Origin of the sequence: Promicromonospora sp. NPDC050262, from assembly GCF_040655935.1 — a bacterium.
Classification (GTDB): domain Bacteria; phylum Actinomycetota; class Actinomycetes; order Actinomycetales; family Cellulomonadaceae; genus Promicromonospora.
In genome coordinates this window covers 274922-290010 of record NZ_JBFAKX010000007.1, presented here as the reverse complement: position 1 = coordinate 290010, position 15089 = coordinate 274922, and the positions used below count along the sequence as shown (strand labels likewise).

General features: G+C 73.5%; 11 protein-coding genes. 9 read left to right on the top strand and 2 right to left on the bottom strand.

The window, feature by feature from the left end:
- Positions 1 to 193: 193 nt before the first annotated feature.
- Genes rhaI through AB0I29_RS13720 form a run of 3 tightly spaced genes read left to right on the top strand, consistent with a single transcriptional unit; the run spans position 194 to position 5009 of the window.
- On the top strand, positions 194 to 1369 hold the full coding sequence (gene rhaI, locus AB0I29_RS13730; protein ID WP_285107475.1) for an L-rhamnose isomerase: 1176 nt from the start codon (positions 194 to 196) through the stop codon (positions 1367 to 1369).
- Complete coding sequence (locus AB0I29_RS13725; RefSeq protein ID WP_357482170.1) at positions 1366 to 3441, top strand: bifunctional aldolase/short-chain dehydrogenase; 2076 nt, start codon at positions 1366 to 1368, stop codon at positions 3439 to 3441. Before rhaI ends, AB0I29_RS13725 begins: the two co-directional genes overlap by 4 nt.
- Positions 3438 to 5009, top strand: a complete 1572-nt coding sequence (locus AB0I29_RS13720; protein ID WP_357482168.1) for a rhamnulokinase family protein — start codon at positions 3438 to 3440, stop codon at positions 5007 to 5009. The genes AB0I29_RS13725 and AB0I29_RS13720 overlap by 4 nt, the downstream gene beginning before the upstream one ends.
- On the opposite strand, the gene AB0I29_RS13715 is transcribed toward AB0I29_RS13720, so the two are convergent.
- Positions 4998 to 6092 (bottom strand): substrate-binding domain-containing protein, encoded by a 1095-nt coding sequence (locus AB0I29_RS13715; protein WP_357482166.1) that lies wholly within the window; start codon positions 6090 to 6092, stop codon positions 4998 to 5000. The two genes, AB0I29_RS13720 and AB0I29_RS13715, sit on opposite strands and share 12 nt — an antisense overlap.
- Positions 6089 to 8026 (bottom strand): heparinase II/III family protein, encoded by a 1938-nt coding sequence (locus AB0I29_RS13710; RefSeq protein ID WP_357482164.1) that lies wholly within the window; start codon positions 8024 to 8026, stop codon positions 6089 to 6091. The genes AB0I29_RS13715 and AB0I29_RS13710 overlap by 4 nt, the downstream gene beginning before the upstream one ends.
- A 173-nt stretch (positions 8027 to 8199) precedes the next feature.
- Between AB0I29_RS13710 and AB0I29_RS13705 the strand changes: the two genes are divergently transcribed.
- From AB0I29_RS13705 to AB0I29_RS13680, 6 genes are all read left to right on the top strand, one after another.
- Complete coding sequence (locus tag AB0I29_RS13705) at positions 8200 to 9222, top strand: hydroxyacid dehydrogenase (protein WP_357482162.1); 1023 nt, start codon at positions 8200 to 8202, stop codon at positions 9220 to 9222.
- Positions 9219 to 11141, top strand: a complete 1923-nt coding sequence (locus AB0I29_RS13700; RefSeq protein ID WP_357482160.1) for a DUF2264 domain-containing protein — start codon at positions 9219 to 9221, stop codon at positions 11139 to 11141. Before AB0I29_RS13705 ends, AB0I29_RS13700 begins: the two co-directional genes overlap by 4 nt.
- Before the next feature lie 65 nt (positions 11142 to 11206).
- A complete protein-coding gene (locus AB0I29_RS13695; protein WP_357482158.1) occupies positions 11207 to 12502 on the top strand; it encodes a sugar ABC transporter substrate-binding protein in 1296 nt (431 codons plus the stop codon).
- Positions 12502 to 13452, top strand: a complete 951-nt coding sequence (locus AB0I29_RS13690; RefSeq protein WP_285107484.1) for a sugar ABC transporter permease — start codon at positions 12502 to 12504, stop codon at positions 13450 to 13452. The genes AB0I29_RS13695 and AB0I29_RS13690 overlap by 1 nt, the downstream gene beginning before the upstream one ends.
- Entirely contained in the window at positions 13452 to 14291 is an 840-nt protein-coding gene (locus AB0I29_RS13685) for a carbohydrate ABC transporter permease (protein ID WP_285107486.1), read from the top strand. The genes AB0I29_RS13690 and AB0I29_RS13685 overlap by 1 nt, the downstream gene beginning before the upstream one ends.
- On the top strand, positions 14288 to 15046 hold the full coding sequence (locus AB0I29_RS13680; protein ID WP_357482156.1) for a ferredoxin-NADPH reductase: 759 nt from the start codon (positions 14288 to 14290) through the stop codon (positions 15044 to 15046). Before AB0I29_RS13685 ends, AB0I29_RS13680 begins: the two co-directional genes overlap by 4 nt.
- Positions 15047 to 15089: the final 43 nt, after the last annotated feature.

Sequence of the window (15089 nt, the reverse complement as noted above, 5' to 3'; positions counted from 1 at the left end):
CCCCGACCCTCTTCCGATCTCGCCCGGTGATCGGCAGCCCGGGCTGCCGATCACCTGACGAACCACCGACCACCCGCCGTGGCGCGTGGCGCCGTGCTCCCCTTGCGTCTTGACCCTTGGGCGGGTGGGGAATAGGCTCGTAATGAATCGTTTCAAGGTGCGCACGAGGGCGTGCGCGGAGAGGGAGGACGCCATGGCGGCATCCACACGTGTCGAGGCGGCCAGGTCCGCGCTCCGGCAGCAGACGATCGAGCTGCCGTCCTGGGCCTTCGGCAACTCGGGCACGAGGTTCAAGGTCTTCAGCCAGCCGGGCGTGCCGCGTGACCCGTTCGAGAAGATCGCCGACGCCGCCCAGGTGCATCGGTACACCGGTGTCGCCCCGCGCGTCAGCCTGCACATCCCGTGGGACCTCGTCGACGACTTCGGCGCGCTCGCCCGGCACGCCGCCGACCTGGGCGTGCAGATCGGCATGATCAACTCCAACGTCTTCCAGGACGAGGACTTCATGCTGGGCTCGCTCGCCCACCCCGACCCGCGGGTGCGGGCCAAGGCCGTGGACCACCACAAGCAGTGCATCGACGTCATGCGCGCCACGGGGTCCAAGGACCTCAAGGTCTGGCTGTCCGACGGCCTCAACTACCCCGGCCAGGACTCGATCCGGGCCCGTCAGGACCGGATCGCCGAGTCGCTGGCCGAGATCTACGCCGCGCTCGACGACGACCAGCACATGGTGCTCGAGTACAAGTTCTTCGAGCCGGCCTTCTACGTCACCGACGTGCCGGACTGGGGCACGTCGCTGCTGCACGTCATGGCGCTCGGCGACCGGGCGAAGGTCGTGCTGGACACGGGCCACCACGCGCCCGGCACCAACATCGAGTTCATCGTGGCGCAGCTCCTGCGCCAGGGCCGGCTCGGCGCCTTCGACTTCAACAGCCGGTTCTACGCCGACGACGACCTCATGGTCGGCGCCGCGGACCCGTTCCAGCTCTTCCGGATCATGCACGAGATCGTGTCCGCCGGGGCGCACGCCCCGGACAGCGGCGTGAACTTCATGCTCGACCAGTGCCACAACATCGAGCCGAAGATCCCCGCCCAGATCCGGTCCGTCATGAACGTCCAGGAGGCGACGGCCAAGGCGCTGCTCGTCGACGTCGAGGCCCTGGAGGCGGCGCAGCTCGCGGGGGACGTGCTCGGCGCGCACGGCGTGCTCATGGACGCCTACGACACCGACGTCCGGCCGCTCGTGGCGCAGGTGCGCGAGGAGATGGGGCTGGACCCGAACCCGACTGCGGCCTTCGCGGCGTCGGGCTATGCCGAGAAGATCGCGAGCGAGCGCGTCGGTGGCGCGCAGGCGGGATGGGGAGCATGAACGACGTCAGCGGATCCGGCGTGGTCGAGGACCTGGTGGGCCGGTCGAACCGGCTGGGCTCCGATCCCCGGGTGACCAACTACGCGGGCGGCAACACGTCCGCGAAGGGGACCGCCACCGACCCCGTGACGGGCGAGGCCGTCGAGCTGCTGTGGGTCAAGGGCTCCGGCGGCGACCTCGGCACGCTCACCGAGCAGGGCCTGGCCGTGCTGCGGCTGGACCGGATGCGCGCCCTCGTGGACGTGTACCCGGGTGAGGAGCGCGAGGACGAGATGGTCGCCGCGTTCGACTACTGCCTGCACGGCAAGGGCGGCGCGGCGCCGTCGATCGACACGGCGATGCACGGCCTGGTCGACGCCGCCCACGTGGACCACCTGCACCCCGACGCCGGCATCGCGATCGCCGCGGCCGCCGACGGCGAGAAGCTGACCGCCGAGATCTTCGGCGACGAGGTCGTGTGGGTGCCCTGGCGCCGGCCGGGCTTCCAGCTCGGCCTCGACATCGCGGCCATCAAGGCGGCCAACCCGCAGGCGGTCGGGTGCGTCCTGGGCGGCCACGGCATCACCGCGTGGGGCGACACCTCGGCCGAGGCGGAGGAGCGGTCCCTCGGGATCATCCGCCGGGCCGAGGAGTTCATCGCGGCCCGGGCCGCGGCCCGGGAGACCCACGCCTTCGGCGCGGTGCGCCCCGGCTACGAGCCCCTGCCCGACGCCGAACGCAGGGCGCGGGCCGCCGCGCTCGCGCCGGTGATCCGTGGCCTGGCCAGCATCGACGCCCCGCAGGTGGGCCACTTCACCGACTCGGAGCCGGTGCTGGACTTCGTCGCGCGCGAGCGGCTGGTGCCCCTGGCCGAGCTCGGCACGAGCTGCCCCGACCACTTCCTGCGCACCAAGGTGAAGCCGCTGGTGGTCGACGTGCCGACGTCGGCCACGGTCGAGGAGACCGTGACCGCGCTCCGGGCCGCGCACGAGGCCTACCGCGCCGACTACGCCGCCTACTACGACCGGGGCGCCGCGGCGGCCCGGGCCCGCGGCGAGGAGCCGCCCGCCATGCGCGGTGCCGACCCGGCGATCGTGCTGGTCCCGGGCGTGGGCATGTTCTCCTTCGGCCGGAACAAGCAGACGGCACGCGTGGCCGGCGAGTTCTACGTCAACGCGATCAACGTGATGCGCGGCGCGGAGACGATCTCGACCTACGCCCCCATCGCGGAGGCCGAGAAGTTCCGCATCGAGTACTGGGCGCTGGAGGAGGCCAAGCTGCGGCGCATGCCCGCGCCCAAGCCCCTGGCGACCCGGGTCGCACTGGTGACCGGGGCGGCGTCGGGCATCGGCAGGGCGATCGCCACCCGGCTGGCGGCCGAGGGCGCGTGCGTGGTGGTCGCGGACCTCGACCTGGAGAAGGCGACCGCGTCGGCGGCCGAGCTCGGATCGGCCGACGTCGCGATCGGCGTGGCCGTGGACGTGTCCTCCGAGGCCGCCGTCCAGGCGGCGGTCCAGGAGGCGGTGCTCGCGTTCGGCGGCGTGGACCTCGTGGTCAACAACGCCGGGCTCTCCCTGTCGCGGTCGCTGTTCGACACCACCGAGGCCGACTGGGACCTGCAGCACAACGTCATGGCCAAGGGCTCGTTCCTGGTCTCGCGGGAAGCGGCGCGGGTGCTGGTGGACCAGGGCATGGGCGGCGACATCGTCTACATCTCGTCCAAGAACTCGGTGTTCGCGGGGCCCAACAACATCGCCTACTCGGCGACCAAGGCCGACCAGGCGCACCAGGTGCGGCTCCTCGCGGCCGAGCTGGGGCAGTACGGCATCCGCGTGAACGGCGTGAACCCGGACGGCGTGGTGCGCGGGTCCGGGATCTTCGCGTCCGGCTGGGGCGCCAACCGGGCGGCGGTCTACGGCGTGCCGGAGGAGAAGCTCGGCGAGTTCTACGCGCAGCGCACCCTGCTCAAGCGCGAGGTGCTGCCGGAGAACGTGGCGAACGCCGTGTTCGCGCTGTGCACCTCCGACTTCTCGCACACGACGGGCCTGCACGTGCCGGTCGACGCGGGCGTGGCAGCGGCGTTCCTGCGGTGAGCGAGTCCGTGGGCGGGGCCGGCGCGGCGCGGGGCGGGGCCGTGCCACCGGCGGCCGGCCCGGCCGAAGCCGGGTTCGTCGCGATCGACCTGGGCGCGACCAGCGGCCGGGTGATGCTCGGGGTGGTGCACGGTGAACCGAGGGTCGAGCTCGTCGAGTGCGGCCGGTTCCCGAACGGGCCCCGGGCGGACGAGCACGGCGCCCTGCGGTGGAACGTGCGCGCGCTGTGGCGCGGGATCCTCGACGGGCTGCGGGCCGCGGGAGATCTCGCGCGGGAGCGCGGCGTCGAGGTCCGGGGGATCGGCGTGGACGCGTGGGCCGTGGACCACGCGTTCCTCGACGCCGCCGGGGACCTGGTGGCGGACCCGTTCTGCTACCGCGACGCCCGCACGGACCACGTGGCCGACGAGGTGTACGAGCACGTGCCGTTCGCCGACCACTACGCGATCAACGGGCTGCAGCACCTGCAGTTCACCACCGAGTTCCAGCTCGTCGCGGGGGTCTCGACCGGCGTCGGCGGCGAGGAGTGGGCGCGGGCCCGGCACCTGCTGCTGGTGCCCGACCTGATCACGTACCGGCTCACCGGCCGCCGGGTCGCGGAGGTGACCAACGCGTCCACCACGGGGCTGCTCGACGCCCGCTCCCGCACCTGGTCGGGCGAGCTCCTGGACAGGCTCGGGGCGGAGTACGCCGGGCTCGCGGGGCTGCGGGACCGGCTGCCGGAGCTCGTCGAGCCCGGCGCCGTCGTCGGGCACCTCGTGCCCGAGGTGCGGGAGGCGACCGGCCTCGGCGCCGTGCCGGTGCTCGCCGTCGCCTCGCACGACACCGCGTCCGCCGTGGCGGCCACGCCGCTGGGGGCCGCCGGGGCGTACGTCTCGTCGGGCACGTGGTCGCTGGTCGGGCTGGAGCTGCCCGAGCCCGTGCTCTCCGCGGCGAGCCGCGCGGCGAACTTCACCAACGAGCTCGGCCTCGACGGGACCGTGCGCTACCTGCGCAACGTCATGGGCCTGTGGGTGCTGGACGAGTGCGTCCGGGCGTGGGCGCAGGACGACGGCGCGCCCGTGGACCTGCCCGGCCTCCTGGCGGCGGCCGCCGCCGAGCCGGGCGGCCGCTGCCTGGTCGACGTGGACGGCGACGAGTTCCTCGCCCCGGGCGACATGCCGCGCCGGGTGTCGGACGCCGTCGCGCGCCTCGGCGTCGACCTCCCCTCGGACGGCCCCGCCGCGCGGCCCGCCCTGGTCCGGGTGGTCCTCGACAGCCTCGCGGCCGCCTCTGCGCGGGCGGTCTCGAACGCGTCGGCGCTGGCGGGCGTGGTCGTGGACACCGTGCACGTGGTGGGCGGCGGCTCGCGGAACGAGCTGCTGTGCCGGCTCACCGCCGAGGCGACCGGGCTGCCCGTGGTCGCCGGCCCGGTCGAGGCGACGGCGCTCGGCAACGTGCTGGTGCAGGCCCGCGCCGTCGGGGTGCTGTCGGGCGACCTGACGGCGCTGCGCGACGTCGTGCGCGCGAGCGTCACGCTGCGGCGGTACGCCCCTGAGCCTCGACGACCTGAGCCGCTACACCCCTGAGCCGGCGCTCGACCCGCGGACGATCAGCCGGGGGCTCAGCTCGATCCGGTGCACCGGGCGGTCGGCGTCCGCGAGCCGGCGCGTCAGCAGCTCCACCGCACCCGCGCCGATCGCGGCCTTGGGCGGGCTCACCGCGGTGAGCGGCGGGTCGGCCAGGGCGGCCACCTCGTCGTCGTAGGCGACCACCGCGAGGTCCGCGGGCACCCGCACGCCGCGTTCGCGCGCCAGCTCCACCAGCGAGATCGCCTCCCGGTCGGAGTGCACCAGCACCGCGGTCACGCCTGTCTCGGCGCACCGGTCCAGCACGGACGCGGCGTCGGCGGCCCAGTCGGGGTCGGCCAGCGGCGCGGTCTCCAGGTCGAGCACCACGTCGAACGCCAGATCCTCCGCCGCCGCGAGGAACCCGCGGCGGACGGCCCCGGAGTGCGGGCTGGTCCGCGACGTCACCAGGCCCACCTGCCGGTGGCCACGCTCCGCGAGGTGGCGCGCCGCCGTGCCCGAGCCGAGCGCGTGGTCGGTGGCGACCGACTCCAGGGGCTCGCGGTACGGGCCCCCCACCAGGCGCCGTTCCATCAGCACCACGGGCAGGTCCAGGCCGGCGAGCCAGTCGCCCAGCTCGGTGGCGTCGGGCCCGGAGGCGGGCGGCGCGACGAGCAGGCCGTCGACACCCGGACCGCCGTCCTCCCCGACGAGCGCCGCGAGCTGGTGCCGGATCTGGTCCACGTCGTAGGACCCGCCCCGCAGGATCAGCCGCGCCGTGCCGTCGGCGGCTCCGCGCGCGCCGCGGATCACCTCGGGCCAGTAGTAGTCGAGCGACGGCACGACCACGCCGATGGTCGGCTGCCCGGCGTCGGCCGTGTCCTCGACGTCCTGCTTCCCGGCCGTGCGGGCCGGGATGCGGGCCCCGCCGTGCACCTTCTCCAGCGCGCCGTCCATGACGAGCACGGCGAGATCGCGCCGCACCGTCACCGGCGTGACACCGAGCACGCGCGACAGGTCGCTCACGCGTGCCGAACCCGTCTCCCGCACCCGCGCGATCAGGCGCGCCCGACGCTCGCTCGGGAGCGGCGCTTCCTGCGTCATGCAACCTCCTGCGATCCCGACCCGGTGGGTCTCATGGTGACCCGGAACGCGCCCGACTGCGCCTCTGCGCGCGCCGTGAGTCGCAACCGGGTCAGGTGTTCACCCCATACGGCGGACAGCTCGGGGTCGTCCAGCGCGCGCACGTCGAGCTCGGCGTCGACGTCCGCGACGTCCCAGGTGAGGGCGAGCGTACGGGGGGTCGACCCGTCCGGGGTACCGTCCGGCGCGAACCCGACGACCGCCCGGCCGGGGGTGAGCGTCACGTCGCCGGCGAGCAGCCAGTGCCACGCCGTCGGACCGGCCGGATCGCCCGACGCCGCGGGCGCGAACTCCCAGGAGTCCTCGACGGTCACGGTCTCGGCGCCGGGGTCCAGCCGCACGTCCCGCCACCAGTGCTCCAGCCCGCCGACCGGGTAGGCGCCGGCCAGGTCCACCCGCGCCCGCCAGCCCGCCGCCGGACCGGCGTCGGTCCCGCCGGTCCGGTCGGCCCCGTCGGTCTCGTCAGCGCCGTCGGCGCCGTCGTCCGACACCTCGAAGGCGCGGGCGGCGAACTCCGGGCCCGGCGCCTGCTCCACCCCGCGGACCCGGGGGACGTTGTGCCAGTCGCCCCGGACCACCCACAGGTCGTACCGGTCGGGCCCGAAGGTGCCCGCGCGGTAGGTGGGCTTGCCCGCGTCCACGACGACGGGCACGCCGTCGAGCGCCACGATCACCGATCCGACGTCCACGTGGTTGTGGTTCTCGTCGTTGTGCCCGCCCTTGACCGACACCGCGACGCCACGTGCCGACCCGGGCGCGGAGCGCGCGACCGCGACGCCCGTCGACGGGAACACCGAACGCCCCACCAGCGGCGGCGCGGCGGCGGGAGCGTCCGCCCAGGAGCCGGTCAGCAGGCCCACGGCTCGGGGCAGGGAGGCGCGCTCGTCGAACAGCCCGCCGGGCCGCCCGCGGTACGACGCCGTATGACGTGCCGCCGCCTCGTCGCCCACGCGCAGCGCCCACGCGTGCACGACGTTCCACGGCCAGGTGGCGAGCGGCCGCGCGGCGCCGTCGGCCACGTTGACGTACCAGTCGCCGCCCAGGTGCATCGCGTGCGGGAACGCCACGGTCGCGCGGATCCGTGCCAGGGCCTCGGGAGCCGGCTCGATCCCCGCGAACGCGAGCAGGTCCTGCGCCTCCAGGGCCCGGGCGGCGCCCTGCCACCAGTAGTGGTAGCCCTCGTCGACGCCGCCGTCGTCCGGCAGGGACGCCCAGTACGCGGCGATGCCCTCCGCGACGAGGGCCGAGGTGGCCCGGCGCCGGTCCGGGTCCTCCTCCAGCACGAGGTTGGCGGCGAGCACGTTGCCCTGGATCCAGGGGCTCCAGTTCATGATCGGGTGGTCGACGCCGAGCCACCACCAGTCACGCCGCTCGGTGAACGGCCGCAGGACCCTGGCCTGCGCCTCCTGCCGGACGCGCCAGCGCACGCCGGGCGCGCGCTCGTCGAGGGCCGGGCCGAGCAGGTGGTCGACCCACCCGAGCTGCGCGGCCACCTCGCCCGCGCCGAGATCCAGGTACGGCTCGGTGACCGTGGGCGTGATCCGGCCGAACCGGTCGAACGTGTCGTCGTGCGCGGCCCAGCACCACGAGGACTGCTCGCACAGCAGCAGCACGCCGTCGACCACCTCGTCGACACGCTCGTCGCTCGGGTCGACGAGGGCAGCGAGCGTGGCGCGGGTCAGCCGCGCCTGCCGGGCCGCGACCTGCGCCTCGTAGACCGTGCGGACGCCGTCGCGGAAGAACCGGGCGTACTGCGAGGCCAGGGGCTGCGGCCAGGGGGTACCGCGCTCGGCGTCGGCAGCGGCGAGCGCGGGGGCGAGCGCGCCCGCCACGCTCGGGCCGGCCCAGAGGCTCCGGGCCGTGACGTCGGGCGCAGGCAGCGACGGTGCTGTCATGTGCGTATCTCCAATGATCGAAAATGATCGTAGTGGAACTCTTTCCCGAACGCCAGGGGCTTGCCAATGGCCAGTCGTGTGGGCTTCAATGGGCCATCGTTCGATCGTAGGTGATCGGAATTGTTCGTCTGAACGGTCAGGCGAACGCGGACTCGATGGAGAGGAGCGCGGTGGTGCGGCGACCTGAGGCCCTGCTCGTCATGGACGATCGGGCACTGCGTATGCAGTTCGGCCCGGACGAGGACTCCCGGCTGCGCGCGATCGCGAGGCTCGGCGAGCCCGCCCGTGTGACCGCGTACGACACCCCCGAGGCCAAGGCCCGGCTGGCCGACGTCGAGGTGCTCCTCACCTCCTGGGGCGCTCCGCGCATCACCGCCGACGTGCTCGACCTCGCGCCGAACCTGCGCGCCGTGCTGCACTGCGCGGGCTCGGTCCGGTCGCTCGTGTCCGACGCCGTCTGGGACCGCGGGCTGCTCGTGACCAACGCCGTGGCCGAGAACGCGCTGCCGGTCGCGGAGTTCACGGTCGCCGCGATCCTGATGGCCGGCAAGAAGGCGCCCTTCCTCGCGAACATCGCGCGCAAGCGCCGCGACGACTGGTCCTACCTGGGCGAGCACGGCGAGCTGTCCAACCGCGGCCGGGTCGTCGGCATCGTCGGCTTCTCCCGGACCGGGCGCCAGGTGGTGGCGCGGCTGACCGTGCCAGGCTCCGGCCCCGAGACCCGCGAGATCCTCGTGGCGGACCCGCTCGCGGACCGGGCCGCCGTGGCCGACGCCGGCGCGCGGCTGGTGCCCCTCGACGAGCTGCTGGCGGCCTCCGACATCGTCTCGCTGCACGCCCCCGACCTGCCCTCGACGCGCAACCTGATCGGCGCGCGCGAGCTCGCGCTGCTGCCCGACGGCGCCACGCTGATCAACACCGCCCGCGGCGCCGTCGTCGACACCGCGGCGCTGGAGCGCGCGTGCGAGACCGGACGCATCTACGCGATGCTCGACGTCACCGAGCCCGAGCCGCTGCCGGCGTCGTCGGTGCTGTACGACCTGCCGAACGTCATGATCACGCCGCACATCGCGGGGTCGCTCGGCACGGAGGCGCGCCGCATGACCGCGGCCGCGCTCGACGAGCTGGAGCGGTACGCGCGGGGCGAGGCGTCCCGCAGCGCCGTGACGCGCGAGGACATGGAGTTCGTCGCATGACCCACCACATCTCGTCCGTCCCGGCCGGCGCGGGCGCGTCCGGCCCCGAGGCCCGCGTCTGGCTCGCGGCCTACGCCGACCGGCTCCTGGCCGCCGTCGAGCCGTACGCGTCGCCGAGCGGCTCGCTCATCACGCTGCCCGGCACGCCGGGCGGGTACGGCACCGCCGTCGACGGGCTGGAGGGCTTCGCCCGCACGTTCCTGCTCGCGGGCTTCCGGCTCGCGGGAGAGGACGGCGCGGACCCGACCGGCCTCGCCGAGCGGTACGCGGCCGGCCTGGCCGCGGGCACCGACCCCGCGCACCCCGAGCGCTGGACCCGGCCCGACGAGCACGGCCAGGCCAAGGTCGAGGCGGCGTCGCTCGCCCTGATCCTCGACCTGACACGGCCCTGGATCTGGGACCGCATGGCGCCGTCGGCCCAGGAGCACGTGGTCGACTACCTCGGGACCGTCGTGGGCGACGAGGACTACCCGGACAACAACTGGGTCTGGTTCCGGATCGTCGTGGAGACCTTCCTGCGCTCGGTCGGCGGCCCGTTCTCCGCGGACGACGTGGCCCGCGACCTCGCCGCGCACGACCGGTTCCGCCGGCCCGGCGGCTGGTTCGCCGACGGCCCGGAGCGGAGCTTCGACCACTACGCCGGCTGGGCCCTGCACCTGTACCCCGCGCTGTGGGCGCGGATGTCCGGCGCGGCGGAGGTCGCGGCGGCGGCGGGGGACGACCTGGCCGTCCGCTCGGCGTCCGACCGCGAGCACCTGGCCCGCTACCTGGACGACGCCCTGGCACTCGTGGGCGCCGACGGCTCCCCGCTGCTGCAGGGCCGCAGCCTCACCTACCGCTTCGCGGCCGCCGCGCCGTTCTGGGCCGGCGCCGTGTCGGGCGTGGGCCGGCCCGGCCAGCTCCGGGAGGCGGCGACGCGCATCGTGCGGCACTTCGCCGACCACGACGTGCCGGGCGACGACGGCCTGCTGACCCTCGGCTGGCACCACCCGTGGCGCCCCCTCGCGCAGCGGTACAGCGGCACCGGTTCGCCGTACTGGGCGAGCAAGGGCCTCCTGGGCCTGGCGCTGCCCTCCGCGCACGAGGTGTGGACGGCGGCTCCCGAGCCGCTCCCGGTCGACGTCGGCGACGTGCTCACCGTGGCGGCCGCTCCCGGCTGGGCGATCAGCGCCACGCGCGACGACGGCATCGTCCGCGTGATCAACCACGGCACCGACCACGCCCTGCCCCGGGCCGACGGGGGCGACTCGCCCCTGTACGCGCGGCTCGGCTACTCGACCGCGACGTCCCCGCTGCTGGACGCGGACGCCTGGCGCTCCCCGCTGGACCAGTCGGTGGTGCTCCTGGACGCGGCGGACGAGGCGACCCACCGCACGGGCTTCGAACCGGTCCCGATCACGACGACGGGACCGGCCGTGGCCCTGGCCTCCGTGGCCTCCGCGCACTGGGTCGAGGCCGATCCGGCCGCGCCCGACCACGGGTCCGGGCGGCCCGGGGTTGCGACGCCGGCCGGTCGGGTCACCACCGTCTCGATCGTCCGCGGCGCCTGGGAGGTCCGGCTGGTCCGGGTCGCGGACGACGTCGACGCCCGGGCGGCGGCCCTCCGGATCGGGGGCTGGGCCGCCGGGCCCGGCCTCGGCTCGACGCTCGTACCGCTGCTGGGCGACATCGCGCCGGTCAGCGGCACGGCCACGGCCGCGGACGCGACGCCGCTCGCCGGCCCGACGACCACCCCGTGGCTGCGGTACGCCCCGGTGCCGGAGGGCTGGACCGGAGTCGCCGTCCACCTCGGGCGGGCCTCCGCCGACGACCAGGGCGCACCGACGGCCCCGGCCGCCGCACCGCAGCTCGACCTCACCGCCGGACAGGCCCTCGTGACCTGGCCGGACGGGGAACGGACCACGGCAGCTCTGCCCTGAACCACACGCACCCGGTGGTTCGTCACCGGGGCGTCGCAGTACGACTCACTCGAAGGAGAGTAGGAATGAACCGCAAGATCATGAGCGCGTTCGGCATCGCCGCCGCCGCGTCGCTGGCCCTGACGGGGTGCGGCGGACAGGACGAGCCCGCGGCCGCCGACGGCCCGGTCACCATCAGCCTGGCCGGCTGGGACTTCGCGTCCACGCCGGAGTTCCAGACGCTCGCGGACGCCTATCACGAGGCGAACCCGGACGTCACCGTGGAGCTCAAGGAGTACCCGGCCGGCGACGACTACGACACGGCACTGACGGCCGACCTGTCCGCGGGCGCCGCGCCCGACATCTTCATCGTGAAGAACCTGAAGAACTACATCACGTTTCAGGAGGGCGGCACGCTCCTCGACATCTCCGACGTGGCGGGCGAGCTCGACCCGGCGACGGGCGGCCTGGAGCCGATGGCCGTCGACGGCAAGACCTATGCGGTGCCCTACCGCCAGGACTCGTGGCTGCTCTACTACAACAAGGAGCTGTTCGAGAAGGCCGGCGTGGACCTGCCCGACGGCTCCTGGACCTGGGACGACTACGCCGAGGCCGCCGAGCAGCTGACCAAGGGCATCGGCGAGAAGGAGGTCACGGGCACCTACCTGCACAGCTGGCAGTCCACCGTGCAGGGCTTCGCGCTCGCGCAGACCGAGGGCGCCTCGCTCGACGGCGGCGACTTCTCGTACCTGGCGCCGTACTACGAGCGGCAGCTCGCGCTGCAGGACAACGGCTCGCAGCCGTCGTTCGCGACGGTCACCACGAACGAGCTGGCCTACCAGTCGCAGTTCGGCACCCAGAAGGCAGCGATGCTCCCGATGGGTTCCTGGTACATCGGCACGCTGGTCGCCGAGCAGGCGTCGGGGGCGGCGGACACGTTCGAGTGGGGCATCGCGCCGATCCCGCAGCTCGACGAGTCGACGACCGGCACGGAGAACACCCCGGCCACGTTCGGTGACCCGACCACGATGGGCATCAGCTCGAACATCGACGAGTCCAAGATCGAGACGGCCAAGGACTTCCTGCGGTTCGCCGCCGGTCCCGAGGGCGCCGCCGCGCTCGCCGAGATCGGCATCACGCCGGCCCTGATCGACGACGCCGTGGCCGACGCGATCTTCGCGCTCGACGGCGTGCCGCAGGACGACCTGTCCCGCTTCGCCTACACCACGCACGACACGCTGCCGGAGAACCCGGTGGGCCAGAAGACCGCGGCCATCCAGACCATCCTCGGCGAGATGCACTCGGCGATCATGTCGGAGTCCACCCCGGTGGACGAGGCGATCACCGAGGCCGAGGAGCGCGTCGCCAACGAGGTCGGCTGATGGCGACACCCGTCGCCGACGACCGGCGGACGCTCGGGCTCGTGCAGCCCGGGCGCCCGCCCGTCCGGGCACCCCGCACGTCGCTCAAGGTCCGCAACGCGCTGGTCGGCTGGACGTTCATCCTGCCGAACTTCGCCGGCTTCGCGGTGCTCACCCTCGTCCCCGTGGTCACGCTGTTCTACATCTCCCTGACGAGCTGGAACATCTTCGGTGCCGCGCAGTGGGTGGGCCTCGACAACTTCACGCGCCTGGTGGGGGACAAGAGCTTCCACACCGCGCTGGGCAACACCTTCTACTACGCCGCGCTGCACATCCCGATCACCATCGTCGTGTCGCTGAGCCTGGCGCTGCTGCTGAACCAGAAGCTGCGCGGCGCCGCCTTCTTCCGCACGGTGGCCTTCTTCCCGTACATCACGTCGATCGTCGCGGTCGCCGTGGTGTGGAACATGCTGTTCAGCCCCGAGTACGGGCCGATCAACCAGTTCCTGAGCCTGTTCGTCGACGGCGAGATGCCCGGCTGGACGGTCTCCAAGGACTGGGCGATGCCCGCGGTGATCATCGTGGGCACGTGGAAGGACATGGGCTATTACATGCTCCTGTTCCTGGCCGGCCTGCAGACCGTGCCCGGTGAGCTGCACGAGGCGGCGCGGATCGACGGCGCCAACGCGTGGCAGCGGTTCTGGAACGTCACGCTGCCGTGCCTGCGGCCCACGATGTTCTTCGTGACGGTCATGGTCACGATCCAGAGCTTCAAGGTCTTCGACCTGATCCTCGTCATGACCGACGGCGGTCCAGGCCAGGCCACGCTGGTGCTCAGCCAGTACATCTACCAGAAGGGCTTCCAGCAGTTCGAGTTCGGCTACGCCTCGGCCGTCGCCGTCGTCCTGTTCTTCATCTGCATCCTCGTGACCGTGGTGCAGTTCCTGTACAACAAGCGGAAGGAGGCGTGATGGCCGCCCGTCCGTCCGCGCTCCGGAGGTCCGGCCGGGTGCTGCTCTACGCGGTGATGATCCTCGCCGCGGCGGGCATCATGCTCCCGTTCGCCTGGATGGTGATCTCGTCCCTGAAGCAGAACAACCAGGTGTTCACCGCGCCGGTCGAGTGGATCCCCGATCCCGTGCAGTGGCGCAACTACCTCGACATCTGGGTCAAGGCCGACATGGTCACGTGGGTGCGCAACACCCTCGTCCTGTCCGTCGCCGTGACGCTGCTGCAGGTGCTGACCGGCAGCTTCGCCGCGTACGGCTTCGCCAAGATGCGCTTCCCCGGCCGCGACGCGCTGTTCCTGCTGTACATCGGGACCATCGCGGTGCCCTGGCAGTCGTACATGATCCCGCAGTTCCAGATGCTCTCGAGCTGGGGCCTGAACAACACCCTGTGGGCGATCATGCTGCTGCAGGCGTTCGGCGCCTTCGGCGTGTTCCTCATGAAGCAGTACTACGAGTCGATCCCCGACTCGCTGTCGGAGGCGGCGCGCATCGACGGGCTCTCCGAGTACGGGATCTGGTGGCGCATCATCATGCCGCTGTCGGTGCCGGCCCTGGCGTCGCTGACGATCATCACGTTCGTCTCGACGTGGAACGACTATCTCGGGCCGCTCATCTACCTGCGCGACCGCGAGCTGTGGACCATCCAGATCGGCCTCCAGTCGTTCATCGGCGAGTACAACGCCGAGCACGCGCTGATCATGACGGGCTCCGTGCTGTCGGTCCTGCCGATCGCGCTGATCTTCCTGCTCGGCCAGCGGTACTTCGTGCAGGGCATCGCGACGACGGGCGTGAAGGGGTGAGTGCCGCGGGGATCGCGGGTCCGGCGGGCGCTGCCGGGGCGGCGGCCGGGACGGCCGGCGCCGGCGCGCCGCGCCGTCGGCGGACCCTGCTCGGGCCCGAGACCTACGAGCTGGTGTTCGGCACCGTCTACACGGGCCTGATGACCAACCTGCTCCTGGCGGTCGCGTGCCTGCCCCCGCTGGTGCTGGTCGCGGCGACCGACCTCGCCGCGACCTGGCCGCTCGCCGCCCTGGCGGCGCCGCTGCTGGGCCCGGCCCTGGTCGCGGCCTTCGCGGTGTTCGGCGCCTTCAGCGCCGACGGGTCGACAGCGGTGGTCCGCACCTTCGCCCGGGCCTGGCGCCGGCACCTGCGCCGCGGCCTGGCGATCGGGTCGCTCGCGACCGGCGCCGTCGTGGTGGCCGCCGTCGACGTGGCCTTCTTCTGGGGCCGGACGGCGGGGGCGGCCGCCATCCCCGTGCTGGTCACGCTGGCCGCCGTCGCCGTGCTGACCGCGATCCTCGCGCTGGCCGCCGTGCCCGAGATGCCGGGCGCGCGCCTGCGCGACGTGCTGCTCGCGGCCCTCGTGCTCGGGGTGCGGCGCTGGTACCTCTCGGCCGGGGCACTGGTCGTCCTGGGCCTGCTGGTGGGCGTCGTGGCGACCCGCCCGGCCGTGGGCCTGGGCTTCGCTGCGGCCCCGCTCCTCTTCGCGACCTGGGGCGTCTGCCGCTTCGTCCTGCGTGCCGCGGCGCTGTCGGCGTCGACGCCGCCCCGCTGACCGGCTCCACCCGGGGCGATCGACCACAGCGGTTGCTGCCAGC